The 16,181-nt window shown below is 70.4% G+C and carries 8 protein-coding genes; 6 read left to right on the top strand and 2 right to left on the bottom strand.

The annotated features are described in order from the left end of the window. The first annotated feature begins 155 nt into the window (after positions 1 to 155). A complete protein-coding gene (locus POL67_RS36475) occupies positions 156 to 4,832 on the top strand; it encodes a MopE-related protein (RefSeq protein ID WP_271925248.1) in 4,677 nt (1,558 codons plus the stop codon). Further along, entirely contained in the window at positions 4,829 to 8,134 is a 3,306-nt protein-coding gene (locus tag POL67_RS36470) for a MopE-related protein (protein ID WP_271925247.1), read from the top strand. The genes POL67_RS36475 and POL67_RS36470 overlap by 4 nt, the downstream gene beginning before the upstream one ends. A 93-nt stretch (positions 8,135 to 8,227) precedes the next feature. Here POL67_RS36470 and POL67_RS36465 read toward each other — a convergent pair whose 3' ends face one another. Next, entirely contained in the window at positions 8,228 to 9,013 is a 786-nt protein-coding gene (locus POL67_RS36465; RefSeq protein WP_271925246.1) for a sensor histidine kinase, read from the bottom strand. A 377-nt stretch (positions 9,014 to 9,390) separates the two neighbouring features. On the opposite strand from POL67_RS36465, the gene POL67_RS36460 reads away from it, so the two are divergent. Then, positions 9,391 to 9,813 carry a response regulator gene (locus tag POL67_RS36460; RefSeq protein WP_271925245.1) on the top strand — a complete coding sequence of 141 codons (423 nt, stop codon included), beginning with the start codon at positions 9,391 to 9,393 and terminating at the stop codon, positions 9,811 to 9,813. 53 nt (positions 9,814 to 9,866) lie between these two features. Here POL67_RS36460 and POL67_RS36455 read toward each other — a convergent pair whose 3' ends face one another. Then, complete coding sequence (locus POL67_RS36455) at positions 9,867 to 10,295, bottom strand: response regulator (RefSeq protein WP_271925244.1); 429 nt, start codon at positions 10,293 to 10,295, stop codon at positions 9,867 to 9,869. Positions 10,296 to 10,564: 269 nt separating this feature from the next. On the opposite strand from POL67_RS36455, the gene POL67_RS36450 reads away from it, so the two are divergent. The 3 genes from POL67_RS36450 (at position 10,565) to POL67_RS36440 (ending at position 16,107) form a co-directional block, all read left to right on the top strand. Continuing rightward, the gene (locus tag POL67_RS36450) at positions 10,565 to 11,305 is read left to right on the top strand and encodes a sensor histidine kinase (RefSeq protein ID WP_271925243.1); all 741 of its coding nucleotides are present in this window, start codon (positions 10,565 to 10,567) and stop codon (positions 11,303 to 11,305) included. A 40-nt stretch (positions 11,306 to 11,345) separates the two neighbouring features. Beyond that, the gene (locus POL67_RS36445) at positions 11,346 to 12,509 is read left to right on the top strand and encodes a hypothetical protein (protein WP_271925242.1); all 1,164 of its coding nucleotides are present in this window, start codon (positions 11,346 to 11,348) and stop codon (positions 12,507 to 12,509) included. Between the two features lie 172 nt (positions 12,510 to 12,681). Continuing rightward, complete coding sequence (locus POL67_RS36440) at positions 12,682 to 16,107, top strand: GspE/PulE/PilB domain-containing protein (RefSeq protein WP_271930954.1); 3,426 nt, start codon at positions 12,682 to 12,684, stop codon at positions 16,105 to 16,107. The last annotated feature ends 74 nt before the right edge of the window (positions 16,108 to 16,181 follow it).

The following is a 16,181-nucleotide window of genomic DNA, read 5'->3' as shown; positions in this document are numbered from 1 at the left end:
CGCAATGGGCGGGGAGGGGCGCGCCGGGGCCGTGTCCGGGGCTTGTGGCGCGGCGAGGGCTCTGAGATCCTGACGAACGATACTCGCCTACGTCGAGCCTTCGACGGGAAGGCGTGTGGAGCGGGTGCACCTCGGTGCGCCCTTCGGAGCTACCCATGGCTTTGTTCCGGCAGCCCTCAAAAGGGATCCTCACTTCGTTTGCCGCGCTCGCAGGGATCGCCGCGGCCGCTGCGTTCACCACGCCGGCCGACGCGCAGGAGGCCGCTGCGTGCCTCTCGCAAAACCCTGCGGATTGGCCCACGCCCTCGCGGCCGTACTTCATGATCATCGCGGACACGTCGGGCTCGATGACGACGTGTACGACGCCGCCGGGCAAAGACGTTCAGGATGAGTGCGACGCTAGCAGCCCCCTCTACAAGCTCAATTCCTGCGGCATGATTCCGAGCCGGCTGAACGACGCGAAATGCGCGCTCCGGCAGACGGTCCAGGCGTTCTCCGGCGAGGTGAACTTCGGGCTCGCGACGTACGCGGGCATCATGTCGGGCTGCCCGACCGGCGCCTGCGCGAGCACCTGTGGCCCGCCGAACGGGGCCCAATGCATCGTTGATAATTACGGGTGCACGATCAGCGACTTCACGGGAGCCACCAGCAGTCCTTCCTTGAGCTGCGGGAACCTTCCGAACTGCCCCAGCGGGCTCGGGCCCGTAAGCCCCAACTACCCGGAGGGCACTTGGCGGAACGCCGGCAACATCGTCGTGCCCTTGCCGCAGGATCCCTGGTGGGGGCCGGCCGCGCCCGCGTCGAACGTACCGGAGTTGCTCCAGTGGTTCGATGGCCTCTGTGGCGACAACAGAGAGCTGTTCGCCGACGGTGCGACGCCGATCGCCGGCTCGCTCCGCTCCGTGGCGCAGTACCTGCGCTCGGGCTGGAACCTCAACTGGAGCACCTCGAATTACTGCCAGAGCGGGTTTGGCTTCGGTGCGAATGGCGCCACGCCGCTGAACATCAACGATCGGCCGTGTCGCAGCGTCAACGTGATCCTTTTGACGGACGGTGACGAGACCTGTGAAAAGGTGGGCGCGAACGACGATACGAGCATACCCGTCTCCGTGGCGCAGGATCTCTACCAGACCGGCGTCACGCTCGGGACCGCCCCCAACCAGAAGAACTGGAAAGTCCCGGTCTACGTCATCAACTTCGCGGGCGGCTCGAAGGCCAAGACCGACCTCATCGCGGCGGCCGGCGGCACCGGGTCGTCGTACTCGGTGAACAACGAGGTCGAGCTGGCGAAGGCGCTGGCGACGATCGTCAGCACCGCAGCCAAGCCCGAGGTCTGCAACAACAGCGACGACAACTGCAACGGCTGCACCGACGAGGGCTACAAGCACTACTGCAACAAGGGGGCGGGCAAGACGTGCTGTGCGTGGGCGAACGCCGCGGCGCGCACGGCCTGCCTCAACAGCTACGTGGCATCGATCACGGGCGCGGATCCCGACGGCAACGAGGCGCTCCTGCCGTGTACGACCGACGCGCAGCAGGCCCAGCCGGCGAACTGGCTTTGCTACGACCCCAAAGAGATTTGCGACGAGGCGGACAACAACTGCGACGGCAACGGGGCGAACAAGACGAACCTCGTCGACGAGGGCTTCAACAAGTGCGGCAACCCCGCGCAGTGTCCCACGACCGAGACCTGCGACGGCCAGGACAACGACTGCGACGGCCAGACCGACGAGAACGTCTGCCCGAACTGCGTGCCCTCGCCCGAGGTCTGCGACGGCTGCGACAACGACTGTGACGGCATCGCGGACGACAACATCCCCGCGGTCCCGTGTGGCCTGTCGACCCCGACGAACTGCCAGGGCACGCAGGCGTGCAAGCCCGCGCAGCCCGTGCCGCAGCCGGGCCAATGCGTGGCCGGCGGCGGCCTCGCGGCCTGCCAGAACGACCCGCAGACCGAGACCTGCGACAACATCGACAACGACTGCGACGGCATCGTGGACGACTCCGTCGCGCCGACGGCATGCGTGCCGGTGGGGACGCCGGGCGGCCTCGTCTACGGTGGCACGAGCCAGTGCAAGCAGGGCTTGCGGCCGTGCAACAGCAGCACGTGCACGGGCTTCGTCGGGCCGTCCGCCGAGGTCTGCGACGGCATCGACAACGACTGCGACGGCCAGGTGGACGAGCAAGCGGCAGGCGTGGGCACCTCGTGCGGCGTGGCGCTCGCGCCCTGCACACCCGGCTCACTCGCCTGCGTGAACGGCGCGCTGGTTTGCCAGGGCGGGACGGGGCCGCAGGCCGAGATCTGCGACAACGTCGACAACAACTGCAACGGCATCGTGGACGAGGCGCCGCTCGCCGACGGCCCGGCAGCCGGGCAGAACGGCTGCTGGCAGAACCCCGGCAACTGCTGCGTGTTCAAGAACTTGCAGTGGTGCCCGCCCGCCGGCGGCACTTGCTACGCCAACGGCACGCTGACGTCGCCGTGCAACAAGGGCACGCTCGTCTGCACGAGCGGGGCCTGGGCCTGCCAGGGCCCCGTGGGTCCGCAGACCGAGCAGTGCGACAGCGCGGACAACGATTGCAACGGCCTGATCGACGACGTGCTCGGTACGGGCGATGCCTGCGGCTCCGACGAAGGCGAGTGCATCGCAGGTGTCCAGCAGTGCGGTCCGAACGGCGTGCTGTGCGTCGGCCAGGTCGGTCCCTCGACCGAGATCTGCGACGGCAAGGACAACGACTGCGATGGCGTCATCGACGACAACGTCGGCGGCCTCGGCAAGCCGTGCGGCATCAACCAGCCGCCCTGCTCGCTCGGCCAAACGGCGTGCGTGAACGGCGCGATCGTGTGCCAGGGCGGCATCCAGGCGCAGGCCGAGACCTGCGACGGCGTGGACAACGACTGCGACGGCAAGATCGACGACGCGCCGCTCTTCGACGCGCCCGTCGCCGGCGCGAACGGCTGCTGGGATCTGCCGGGCAACTGCTGCAAGCACGGGAACCTCGAGTGGTGCCCGCCGCCCAACGCGTCGTGCGCCGACAACGGCATGCTCGCGCCGCCTTGCAACAAGGGCTCGCTGGCTTGCCAGGGCGCGCTCGGCTGGGTCTGCGTGAACGCGAAGGGCCCGCAGGCCGAGGCGTGCGACGGCCTCGACAACAACTGCGACGGCACGATCGACGACGGCACGTTCCAGGGGGAAGGCGCGGCCTGCGGTACCGACACGGGCCAGTGCGCGCCTGGCGTCATCGACTGCACGGGCGGCATCCTCGACTGCGTGGGCGACGTGCCCCCGAGCCCCGAGGCGTGCAACGGCCTCGACGACGACTGCGACGGCACGGTCGACAACGGCATCGTCGTCGGCGGCTCGTGCACCCCGCCCTACGACACGACGCTCTACCCGGGCCCGCGCGACAAGGGCGCCTGCCAGCCGGGCACCCTGCAATGCGACGGCATGGGCGGCGAGACGTGCATCAACGGCACCGGCCCGCAGCCCGAGATCTGCGACGGCGTCGACAACGACTGCGACGGCTCGATCGACGAGGCGGGCCCCGCGCCGGATGGCATCGACGGCACGACGAACCCGCTCGACGCGACGCAGACGATCGGCGGCGCTTGTGGCATCGACACGGGCGCTTGCCAGCAGGGCCACTGGGCGTGCCTCAACGGCATCTTCGCTTGCCTCGGCGGCCAGGGTCAGACGGACGAGGCGTGCGACTGCGAGGACAACGACTGCGACGGCACGACCGACGAGCAGGACCCGAACATGCCGCAGATCTGCGCGCCCGGTAACTCGTGCGTGAAGAGCGGCAGCGCGTGCACCTGCGCGACGCCCTGCCAGGGCGGCGAGTTCCCGTGCCCGCCGGGCCAGGCTTGCGAGGAGGTCGTCTCCAGCCAGACCGGCCAGCCGCTCGGCAACTTCTGCATCGCGAACAACTGCGTCGACTGCCCGACGAAGACGGTGAAGGACGCGATGGGCAAGGTGCTCTGCGCGCCCGCGGGCACGCCTGCGGACGCGAACTGCGTCGTGCCTCCGGTCTGCGTCTGCAAGGGCATCGCCGGCTGCAAGGATCCTTGCGACGGCGTGACGTGCGGCGCGGGCGAGGTCTGCTCGAGCTACGGCGCGACCGCGGGCAAGTGCGTGCAGAACAACTGCTACAACGTGCCCTGCGTCGGCTGCGACAAGGCCTGCAACGGCGGCTCCTGCGTGGACAACCCGTGCAAGCCCGACAGCTGCCCGACGGGCCAGGTCTGCAAGCCGAACGAGACGTTCACCGGCGTCACGTGCATCGAGTCGTGCGCGGACAAGAGCTGCGGGACGGGTGAGGTGTGCAAGAACGGCCAGTGCGTCGCGGGCTGTGATCCGGCGTGCGTCGGGACGCAGGTCTGCGATCTGTCGCAATCGCCTCCGGCGTGCGTGGACAGCAAGTGCGCCACGCCGAACTGCCCCGACGGCGCGTACTGCGATCCGTTGACGGGCAACTGCGGCAACGATCCGTGCGAAGGCGTCCTCTGCCCGATGGGCCAGGTCTGCCAGAACGGAGACTGCTTGCAGGGCCAGGGCGGCAGCGGCGGCGCGGGTGGCAGCGGCGGCGCCGGTGGCGCGGGCGGCGCGGGCGGCGGCGGCAACCCGACGTCGACGACGGGCACGGGCGCGGGCGGCGCGCCTGGGGACGACAGCATCTGGGGCCTCGCGACGGGCGGCGGCGGATGCGCATGCGACGTCGGCGCACAGGATCGGAAGGGTGGCTTCGCGCTGGCGCTCGCTGCGCTCGCGCTCGGCATGGCACGCAGGCGGTCTTCCGGGCGCCGCGGCGGTACGGAGGTGTCGCGATGAGCTCGCTCGGCAAGCTCCTCTCGGCCCTCGTGGTCTCGGCGCTCGCGCTCGGGACCGCGGGGTGCACGACGGACGCGTTCTGCTTCGACAAGTGCGCCGGCGACACGCCGACGGGCTCGGGCTCCGGCTCGGGCTCCGGCGGCGCGGGTGGTCAGGGCGGCGAAGGCGGCGACAACTGCTTCCCGTTCTGCGGCACCGACGGCGGCCCGGGCTCGGGAGGCGCTGGCGGCAGCGGCCCATGCGTCCCGACGAACGGCGGCATCGAGAAGTGCGACGGCCTCGACAACGACTGCAACGGCGTGGTCGACGACGGTCCGAACATCAACCTCGAGGCCAAGACGACGTGCGGCACGTGTGACAACAACTGCTTCACGAAGCTGCTCAACAACGATCCCGCGACCATCACCTGCGTGCCGAGCCCGAACCCGGGCACGGTGCCGGGCGAGTGCACGGGCACGTGCGTGTCGGGCTACTACGACCTCGATGGCGACAAGGCCTGCGAGTACTACTGCATCAAGAACACGCAGGACGACGCGTCGTGCAACAACAAGGACGACGACTGCGACGGCGTGAAGGACGAGGACGTCAACCTCTGCACGAGCACGACGGACTGCGGCAAGTGCGGGAACAACTGCGTCGTCATCAACGGCACGTCCGAGTGCGCGACGACCGCGGGCGCCGGCGAGGCGTGCTCCCCGGCGAACACGCAGTGCACGATCAAGCAGTGTGACGTGGGCTGGTACGACCTCGACAACTCCGTCGCGACGGGCTGCGAGTACCAGTGCACCCCGTCGAACGGCGGCGTCGAGAAGTGCGGCGACAGCCTCGACAACGACTGCGACGGCAAGATCGACGAGGCCGACGACCTCTCGATGGATCCGCAGATCGGCAAGAACTGCTTCGGCGATCCGGACGGCATCTGCGGGCTGCTCGCCGCCGCTGGCAAGACGGCGTGTGTCGGAAACAAAGTCGTGTGCGCCGGGCCGAACGTCGTCGTCGAGGGGCAGATCCAGGAGATCTGCAACGGCCTCGACGACGACTGCGACGGCCAGGTCGACGACAGCCCCACGGACGCCGGCAACGCCTGCGGCCAGAGCAACATCTTCCCCTGCCAGTTCGGCAAGCAGCAGTGTCAGAACGGTCAGCTCGTCTGCATGGGCGCGGTGAACCCCTCCGCCGAGCTCTGCAATGGCCAGGACGACAACTGCAACGGGGCGATCGACGACATGCCCGTCGACGTGGGCGCGACGTGCGGTTTGACCGACGTCGGTCCGTGCCAGAAGGGCGTGGAGCAGTGCCAGCCCGGCGGCCAGAAGACCTGCGTCGGTGAGATCGCGCCGAAGACCGAGACGTGCAACGGCCAGGACGACGACTGCAACGGGCTCGTCGACGACGTCGCGGGCACGGGCTCGGCGTGCGGTCAGAGCAGCACGGCGCCTTGCAAGCTCGGCACGCTCCAGTGCGTGGGCATGACGCTCCAGTGCGTCGGGAACACCGACCCGACGGTCGAGACCTGCAACACGGTCGACGACGATTGTGACGGGCAGGTCGACGAAGGCATCCCGAGCCAGCCCTGCGTGCCCGTCGGCGCGCCGCCAAACCTCGTCTATGGCGGCCTGAGCAAGTGCGTGAGGGGCACGCAGGCCTGCGGCGGCGCGTGCACGGGGTACATCGGGCCGAGCACGGAGACGTGCAACAGCCTCGACGACAACTGCGACGGGATCGTCGACAACAACCTGAACCTCGGCGCTTGCAACGTGCCGCCTGCGCCCCCCGCGGGCGCGACGTCGCCTTGCAAGGCGGGCACGTTCGTCTGCGTGGGCGGCGTGCAGACGTGCCAGAACTCGACGGGACCGTCGAGCAGCGTCGACGCCTGCGGCGTGGACTCGAACTGCGACGGCGCGCTGACCGGCCAGCCGAACTTCCAGAACGACGTCGCGAACTGCGGCGCGTGCGGCAACAACTGCTACGCGAACGCAGTCCACGCGATCTGGTCGTGCACGACGGGCATGTGCGCCTTCCAGGGCTGCGAGAACGGCTACTACGATCTCGACGGCAACAAGACCTGCGAATACAGCTGCCAGTACAAGCAGGCGCAGGAGATCTGCAACGGCGAGGACGACGACTGCGACGGGCAGATCGACGAGGGCGTCGTGGCCCCGACGCCGGTGCAGGTCTGCGGTGTGAGCGTCACGGCCACGCGGCCGGAGTGCACGTCGCAGGTCACGGTCGCTTGCTCGCAGGGCGCGTGGAAGTGCACGTTCCCGGCGGGCGTGTGCAACGGGGCGGCCCCGAACTACTGCTCGGGCGCCACCGAGGTCTGCGACAACCTCGACAACGACTGCGACGGCATCCTCAACGAGAACGTGCCGAACTACGGCAAGGCGTGCGCGAGCGACGACGCCGCCCCGGTGCCCGGACACGGCGCCTGCCGCAAGCCCGGCACGTTCGTGTGCAGCGGCGCGAACGCCACGACGTGCAACGCGGTCAAGGCCGACTGCGCGACGTTGCCCGGCGGCTGCACCGAGCTGTGCGACGGCGTGGACAACGACTGCGACGGGCTCATCGACGAGACGTACGTGTCGAAGGGCTCGAATGCAGCGAACTACGTCAAACCCGCGGTCACGCGTATCGCGTCGAGCCTCTGGATGTACAGCTACGAGGCGAGCCGGCCGAACGCCGTGACCGATGTCGCGAACAACGTCATCACGCCCGGCAACGGCAACGGCTACCACACGACGGCGCCTGCGGGCACGACGCTCGACAAGACGCTCGCGTGCTCGGTGCCCAACAAGCTGCCGTGGTTCAACGTCACGCCGGCCGAGGTCGAGCAGACGTGCAGCGCGATGGGTGGGTTCATCTGCCCGACGGCCAACTGGACGACGGCGTGCCTGACGAACCTGACCTGCACCTACGGCTACTACCCGCGCGGCGCGGCGTGCAAATCGACGTACGACGCCACGAAGTTCTGCAACCTCGGCCCCGAGTTCGACTTCAACACGTCGATTCCTGGGGATCAGGACGGCCTGCTCTTCACAGGCTCGACCAGCCTGAAGAACTGCTGGGCGGACTGGTTGAACCTGGAGGGCAACACGGTCGCGACGAACAAGATCTTCGACATCACGGGCAACCTCCGTGAGATCACGAAGAGCGCGACGAACACGTACCCGCTCATGGGCGGCGCGTTCAACACCGGCGACCCCGGCGGCGCGACGTGCTCGTTCCAGTTCTACACGGTCGATCAGAACTTCAAGCTCTTCGACCTCGGCTTCCGCTGCTGCTTCTCGCAGAACCCCGGCTGACGAAACGAATCGAGCGGGCGCCTCTCGCGGCGCCCGCTCGATCCCGCGTTCCCCTCGCGAAGGCGTATCCCTCGCGCCCCCTCCGCGCCTCGTTCAATCCCTGCGATCGTGATTCGAGAGCGCGGCTCCGTCGGCCGCGGGCAGCGTGAAGTGGATTGTGCTCCCACGCCCCACCTCGCTCTGCGCGCCGATATGCCCGCCATGCGCCTCGACGATGCCCTTGGCGACGTAGACCCCGAGGCCCATGCCCTGGCACGCGCGGCGCCCTTCCGGCGGCCTGCGCGAGAACAACATCGGCCGGTCGATCTCGGCGATCCCAGGCCCCGTGTCCGTCACCGAGAAGCGCGCGCCGGAGGGCATGGGCTCGGCGCGGATCGTGATCGACCCGCCCTTCTGCATGAAGCGCGCGGCGTTGCTGACGAGCCGTGAGAGCACCTGCAGCACGCGGGCGCGATCCACGTAGAGCGCCGGCAGGTGCGGAGCGACCTCCTTCACGACCGCGATCGGCCGTTGCGCCGTGGCGAGCGCGGCGGCGAGCGTCGCGGCCTCCACGATCGACGCTGCGTCGTGCACCTCCTGCCCGATCGGCAGCCTGCCCGCGTCGATGTGCGCGGCGTCGACGAGGTCCTCGACGATCTGGTTCATCTCCAGCGCGGCGCGCTTGATCGTCTGGAGCTGACGATCATGCGCCGGATCTCCGCCGAGCTCGCGCGCGAGCAGCGTCGTCGTCACCATCACCACGCCGAGCGGGTTGCGCAGGTCGTGCGAGACGATGGTGAGCAGCTCCGCGCGCTGCGCTTCGGAAGCTTTGGCGCGACGCTCGAGCTCTCGGCATCGACGCTCGAGCTCGGCCACGTAACGCGCGTCTTTGGTTTGCACCGCCGGCATGCGAGCGCGCTTCGTCGCGGGGCGCGTCGTGCTCCGCGAAGGCCCATTTGCCGACTTGCTTGCTTGTTTGCGTTTCCTCGCTTCGGCCACGATCGCCTCTTTGATTGGCAGGGTAACGCGACCTCGTGTGACCGATGCAGTCGGAGATCGCCTCACTCCGCCATCCGTGCTGCGATGTCCGGAAGCATCGCGTCGGGTTTCTCCCGATATGCCGCTCAGGCCTGTCTCCACGGCCCAAGAAGGGCATGATTCCGTGTCGGAGGTTCCGCGCGTGCGGCTATCATCGACCCTTGCTCGCGACGCACGCCGCGCCGCGGGTGAGGGGTCGGCGGCGACGCGCTCCATCGAATGACCGGGGGTTTTACGTCGTGAAGACGACAGACGAAACTGGGCTCGGGCAACAACACGGCGGCCTCTCGCCGCTCGTCCTCGTAGTCGACGACTTCGATGACAACCGCGAGATGTTCACGGAGTTTCTTTCGTTCTCCGGGTTCCGCGTGGCGCAGGCTTCGACGGGGCGGGAGGCGCTGGATCAGGCGTTCTCTCTCTTGCCCGATCTGATCCTCATGGATCTGTCGTTGCCCGAGCTCGACGGACTCGAGGCGACGCGGTTCCTGAAGAACGACGAGCGCACCAAGGGCATCCCGATCGTGGCGCTCACGGGGCACGCGCTCGCGGGGCACTCGAAGGACGCCAAAGAAGCGGGCTGCGACTCGTTCTTGACGAAGCCATGCTTGCCCGACGCGCTGGTGAACGAGATCAAGCGCGTCCTCGGCAAGCGAGCTCGATAGCCGCACGAACCGGCGACGAGCAAAAGGGGGGGAACATGAGAGCGTCCGAGGGCTCACGGGTGGGCGTGCGCGCGGATGGCGTCACGCAAGAGGCGGGCAGCCTCGTCCCAGTCGACTGGCTTGACGAGCACGGCGTCGAACGCGCTGTTCGCGAGCTTGGCGCGCGCGGAGAGATCACGGCGCCCGGTGCACGCGAAGAGCGCCATGCGTTGGGTCGCGGGATCGGAGCGCAGCGCTTCGGCGACGACGAACCCGTCGATGCCGGGCATGCGCAAGTCACACAGGACGGCGTCCGGCACGTCCTGCGTGGCGAGGAAGACGCCGCGCAGGCCGCCTTTCGCCCGCTCGACCTGGAAGCCGTGTGCTTCGAGCGAGGCCTCGGCGATCGCGAGGAAGTCGGGATCGTCGTCGACGATGAGCACCCGCGGGCGAAACGCGCTCGTCTGCTCCATCTCGCTCGCCCCGCCCATCGTCTCCGCCATCCCGCCCCCTCCGACTGCGCGCAGCTCGACGTCCGCGCGACAACGCGCGCGACGAGACGCTTCGCTCCCCCATGTCTTGGACCGGCGCTCGCGATGCGCAATGCGGCGGCGCGGTCTCTGCGATCTTCGTCCTCGCGAGACGCGCGATCCGTCCGGCGGCTCTCTCCGCGATCTCCTCGTTCCTCGGCATCTCCTGCGTGCTACGCAGTGTGCGTCGTGTGCTCGGTCAACGCTTACCGCGCCCGTTCTCGGGCTCTAGAGTGTGCTTCATGAGTGTCGACGAGGTTTTCTTCGACCGCGTGGCCCACGACCTGCGTGGCGAGCTCTCGACGATGCTCGCCGGCGTCCACTACTTGCTCCGGTTCGGCCGTGATCTCGCGCCTCCGACGCGCGAGATGCTCGAGCGGGTGAGCGGCGCCGGCGAGCGGCTCACGCGGATGCTCGCGGAGTTCGACGACGCCGTCTGGTTGCTCGACACCCAGAAGCCGCTCGTGCTCGCGCCGATCCGCTTCGGCGAGCTCATCGACGAGGTGATGTCGCGCATCGAGCCGACCGTGAAGACGCGCGGCGTGAGGCTCGTCCTCGAATCGAACGACGCCGACGCCGCTTCCACGCTCGTCGGCGACGTGGATCTGCTCGCCACGGCGCTCACCTCGGTCGTCGATTTGGCGACCTTGCGCGCGCCTGCGGGCACGGTGCACGTCACGGTCGAGGTCCGGGACGGCGCGCCGATCATACGCGTGCGGGACGAGGGCGACGCCGTGCCCAAGGACGTGCTCGCGCGCCTCTTCGAGCCCTTCGTCGAGCGGGAGATCGTCGCACGCGAGACGCACGGCCGGCGCAAGCTGCGGCTCGGCATCGGCTTGCCGATCGCGCGAGCGATCCTCGAAGCGCACGGCGGCTCGCTCGTCGTGGAGCCGGGCGAGTCGGGGCTCACGCTCCGCGGCGTGGTTTCCTTGCGCAAGGCCTCCGAGATCCCGCCCGAGCCCGAGAAGGCGCGCGCCGGGTAGTCGCTTGCGACGACCAGACGGGCATGCTCCGCTCGCCCGCATGGCACGCGCTGCGGTCTTCTTCCTGGGTGTTGGACTCACGCTCCTCGCGGGCTGCTCCGAGCCTGCCGGGGCCGCACACACATGTAGCGGCGTCGCGCTCGACGGCGCCCTCGTGATGCTCGCGACGAACCTGCAAGCGAGCGGCCTCGGGCGCATCGACGAAGCCGGCTGCTTGACCGAGATCCCGGACATCGCGCTCGGCGTCGATCCGCTGCTCTCGTTCGGCTCCGGCGGGCCGTTCGTGTGCGTGCGTGATCAAGGGCTCGTCCGCCGCGTCGATCCGGATTCGCTCGCGCTCACGCGGACGTGGGTCGGGTTTGGCGAATCCGAGACGACGTTCGACCTCGCGACGGGCGGCAAGGCAGGCGGCCCGCACAACCCGCACGACGCCGACCTCGACGCCGAAGGGAGGTTGTGGGTCGCGCGGTATGAGCAGCCCGGCGTCGCGGTGATCGAGCCGGATGGGAGCTTTGGCGGGACGGTGGATCTCTCGATGTTCGCCGACATCGACGGCCTGCCCGAGGTCGAGGCGCTCCGTGTCGTCGGCGATCGCGTGTTCGTCACCGTGCAGCGCCTCGATCGCCGCACGTGGAAACCCGCGGAGAACGGCGCGCTCGTGGCGATCGACGTGGCCTCGCGCAGCGTCGTCGGCTCCGTCGACCTCGGCGGGAAAAACCCGTTCGGCCGCATGAGGCCGGTCGCATGGGATCCCGCGGGCAGGACCATGGTGCTGGCGATGCCGGGCGATTTTTACGCGATCGACGACGGGTACGCGGCTGCGATCGTGGATCTCGACACCCTCTCCGTGACGGGCATCGCCGAGGAGAGCGCGTTCGAGGGTTCCATCGCCGAAATCGAGCTCGCCGCGCCGGACGAGGCGTATGCGATCATCGCGGGCACAGGGCTCGAGAATGCGACGCGCCTCGTGCGCTTCGATCCGTCCGGAAAAACCGAACCGATCGTCCTGGCCGATACGCGGGAAGGTGGGCAGGGCGGTAACTACGACTACGGGGGCCTCGCGGTGGTGGGGCGCCACGTTTTCTTGGGCGATAAGGCCCACGGCGCGCCTGCGATTCACATCTTCGAGCGCGCGTCGAGCCGCGAGGTCGGCTCCCTCGTGCCGGAGCGCCTTCCGCCCGTGTCGCTCTTGCCCGTGCCCTGAACGTCGTCCCGCGCGTGGGGGCTTGGCGTGGGCGCGCCGCGCTCGACGCCCCGGGCCCCCTTTCGCCCTTGTGCCTCCCGGGCGAACTTCGTTTACCATCGCTCGAAACGCCTTGGCTGACCGAGCCCCTTCATCGATGTTGAGCTCCGCGCTCGCTGAGCGTGGCGTGCCGATGCGTTCCCTCGAAGAGGCGATCGCGCGGCAGGTCGTGCACGGCGGTGACCTCGTGACGAACCTGCTCGAGGTCGGCGGCGCCCGCGAGGAGATGCTCGTGCCGCTGCTCGCCGAGGTGCTCGGCCTCGAAGAGGCGCCCTCGGGCAAGCTCCCGCTGCCGACCGCGCCGGTATTACGCCTCGTGCCCGGGGATCTCGCGATCAGGCACGGCATCTTCCCGCTCGCGCTCACGCGACGTGTCCTCACGATCGCCACCGCCGAGCCCCTCTCGCCCGCCGTCGAAGGGGACCTCGCCTTCGCGCTCGCCGTCGAGATCCGGCAGAGCGTCGCGCCGCTCGTGCGGATCCGCCAGGCGATCGCCGAGGCCTACCAGATCCCGCTCGATCGTCGCTTCCTCCGGCTCGTCGCCAAGCTTGAAAGCCGGCCCGATCCGAGCCCGACGGTGGTGCCGCCGCCGCGGAGCACGGAGCCTCCCCGCGGCACCTTTCGCCCGCCGCCCGAGCGCATCGCGGAGCCTCCCGTCGCCACGCCGCAGCCGCCCACGCAGACGCCGGACACGCTCGTCGCGGGCGCGCCTCCGCCGCTCGCGCCGACGCGCACGAGGCTCTCGGCCACACCGCTGGCTGCGCGCGCCGCGCGCTCGGATCACCCGAAGCCCGTGCCGACCGTCGAGGTCATCGAGCCGAAGCCGGTCGCCGCGCCTGCGCCCGCACCGCGCCCGCTCACCAGCGACGAGATGCCCGAGACGATCGCCGCGCCGCCGGAGCCCGCGCCGATCGCGGACGCGGCCGACGAGGAAGAGGCGCCCGTCTCGCGCCGGCCCGAGCGGCTCGTGCGACGCGAGTCGAACCGCACCCGGACGAGCGCCAGCGTGCTCCGCCGCGCGGTCACCGGCGAGCGCAAGACACGCGTCGTCGAGGGGCCCGAGCGCCGCGCGGCGCGACCTCGCCGCAAGGGCCCGTTCACCGCGGCGATGGCGGAGGAGGAGCTCGGCGAGGCGACCACGACCGACGCGGTCCTCGACATCTTCTTCGCGTTCGCCCACCAGTTTTTCGAGTACACGTCGCTCTTCGTCGTGCACGGCGACGTCGCCGACGGGCGTGACGCCGCGGGCCCCGGCGCGGGCGCGGCGCGGCTCATGTCCCTCGCCGTGCCCCTCGGCCGCCCGAGCCTGCTCGCCCTCGCCCGCGAGCGAAGGGCGCCCGTGATCATGCCGCCCGCCGTCGGCGACCTCGACGTCGAGATCATCTCCGAGCTCGGTCGATCGGGCCGCACCGAAGCCGGCACGCGCGCCGCGGCCGTGCTGGTCCTGCCGATCGTCGTGCGAAACCGAACCGTCGCGTTGCTTTACGGCGACGACGGCGCCGTCGACGTCGAGCTCTCGGCGCTCGGGGACGTCATCGCCATCGCGGGGCTCACCGCCGAGGCAATCGAGCGCGCCATCCTGCGCAAGAAGCGCGGCGGCGGAGCCGTCGACGACGCCCCGGCGAAGCGCGCGCCCAGGCCCGCGCCTCCGCCGCAAGCCCAGGGCGCGGCGCGGCAGGGCGGCCTCGTTGCGCTCGCGCGCGCCTTCGAGCTGCCCGCGCGCCCCGCGGACGCCGCCGATCCTGCACAACTGCCCGCGGCCGAGCCGAAATCCCCGCCGGCGGCCATCTCCTCGATCGCCGTGACCTTGCCGTCCGCCTCGGCGATGGCGCCGGCCGTGCTCCACGCGAGCCCGCCGTCTGCGGCCTTGCCGCGCACGGACGAGACCTCCTTCGCGGGCATCGCTTCGAGCCAGCCGAGCGCCGCGCCCCGGCCCGCCCCCGCGCCCCCGCGCTCCGCGTCTGCGGCCCCTGCGCCCCCGGCCCCGGCTCCGTCGGCCCCGGCGCTCGTGGAGACGCTCCAGAGCCCCACGCCCGCGCCGGACGCCGTCGTCCCCCGCGCCGAGCCCCTCGCCCCGCGCCCGCCCGACTCCGACAGCACCTGGGACCTCTCCAACCGTCGCGGCGGCCCCGCGTCCCGTCGGCGGCGCACGCCCCTCGGCGTCGTCGCCACGGGCCGTCTGCGCCTCGGCCCCACCACACCACCGCCCCCGCCCATCACGGACGTCGCCCGGCTTCCGGAGGCCGGCCCTGCGCCCGCGGCGCCCCCCCCGCGCGCCGCCCGCCGCGCCGTCGCACCGAGCTTCGGCGGCCGCAGCAAGGCCTCCCTGGGCCTCGGCGCGCAGCCCTTGCCCCCGGAGCCGCCGCCGAACGCCATCGCCGCGCCGCCCACACCTCCCGTGCCCCCCGTGCGGCCCGTCGTGCCCACCGCGCCAGCGCCTCCGCCCGACGCCTTCGCGCCCCCGCCCGACGTCCCCCCGACCCCAGCCACGCCCGCGCCGCCCGTGCGCGTCCCGCCCCCAGGCGGCGACAAGTACACGCCGGGCCCGCCGGAGACGCTCCCGGGCCCGCCGCTCGATGGATGGGTCCACCGCTCGGCCACGAACGAGCCCAGCGCGGCTCCGTCCGCCGACTGGAACGTCGCTCCCGTGGGCAGCACGCTTCCGAGCCGCGCACGCGCAGCGGGCGCAGATCCCGTCACCCTCGTGCAGAGGTACCTCGAATCCGGCACGGAGGACGGCGAGGCGCAGAAGGAGATCGTCCGTCTCGGCGAGGCCGCGATGCAGGCCATCATGGCCCGCTTCCCTGGCCCTTTGCGCATCGACCCGCGTGTCCTCTCGCGCGGCGCAGAGCTCCCGCTCGCCTCGCGCAGCGGCCCTCTGCTCGCGCTGCTCGTCGCGATGGGCCGCCCCGCCGTGCCTTTCCTCGAGGTGCGCAGCACAGCCGGCGATCCCGACATCCGGTTCTGGGCGACGCACCTGCTCGGCGAACTCGTCTACCCCGAGAGCGCGCAACCCGTCTTCGTGCGCCTCTTCGACGACACCGCCCCCGTTCGTCGGGTCGCGCGTCGCGCAGCCGCAGCGCTCATCACCGCAGGCCCCGCAATGGAGGCGCTGCTCCTCCCGACACTCGAGCGTCTCGCGCGAAACGCAACCGAACGCGCCGGCCGGCGCCTGCTCGCGATCGAGACCCTCGGCGAGCTCGCGATACCGAGATCAGTCCCCGTGCTCATCGCGACGCTCGGCGAGACGACCGCAGAGCTCGTCGAAGCCGCACACCGCGCGCTCGTACACGTCACGCGGCACGACTTCCGCCGCGACGCCCGCGCGTGGAACGACTGGTGGACCCCAAACGCCACACGCAGCCGCGTCGAGTGGCTCATCGACGCACTCCTCTCCGAATCACCCACGATCCGTCGCGCCGCAGCAGAGGAACTCGCGCCCATCGTCGGCCGAGATCTCGGCTACTACGACGATCTCCCCGAAGACGAACGCGAAGCCACGCAAGTCCGCTACGTCCTCTGGTGGGAGCAAGAAGGCCGCCACAAGAAGCGCAGTTGAGCGCTGCGCCGGGGTTTCACCCCGGGCCCCGTCTGTTCAACGATGGGGCTACGCTCGGCAAGCCGAGCTACGCC

The organism is Polyangium mundeleinium, from assembly GCF_028369105.1.
In the GTDB taxonomy this organism is placed as follows: Bacteria; Myxococcota_A; Polyangia; order Polyangiales; family Polyangiaceae; genus Polyangium; species Polyangium mundeleinium.
Note: the sequence above shows the minus strand (reverse complement) of the source record. Positions and strands in the feature narration are given on the sequence as shown.

Bases quoted from the DNA above. Each gene is read 5' to 3' on its own strand.
- POL67_RS36475 (WP_271925248.1), top strand. From the start codon at position 156: ATGGCTTTGTTCCGGCAGCCCTCAAAAGGGATCCTCACTTCGTTTGCC.
- POL67_RS36470 (WP_271925247.1), top strand. From the start codon at position 4,829: ATGAGCTCGCTCGGCAAGCTCCTCTCGGCCCTCGTGGTCTCGGCGCTC.
- POL67_RS36455 (WP_271925244.1), bottom strand. From the start codon at position 10,295: ATGGCGGAGACGATGGGCGGGGCGAGCGAGATGGAGCAGACGAGCGCG.
- POL67_RS36450 (WP_271925243.1), top strand. From the start codon at position 10,565: ATGAGTGTCGACGAGGTTTTCTTCGACCGCGTGGCCCACGACCTGCGT.
- POL67_RS36445 (WP_271925242.1), top strand. From the start codon at position 11,346: ATGGCACGCGCTGCGGTCTTCTTCCTGGGTGTTGGACTCACGCTCCTC.
- POL67_RS36440 (WP_271930954.1), top strand. From the start codon at position 12,682: ATGCGTTCCCTCGAAGAGGCGATCGCGCGGCAGGTCGTGCACGGCGGT.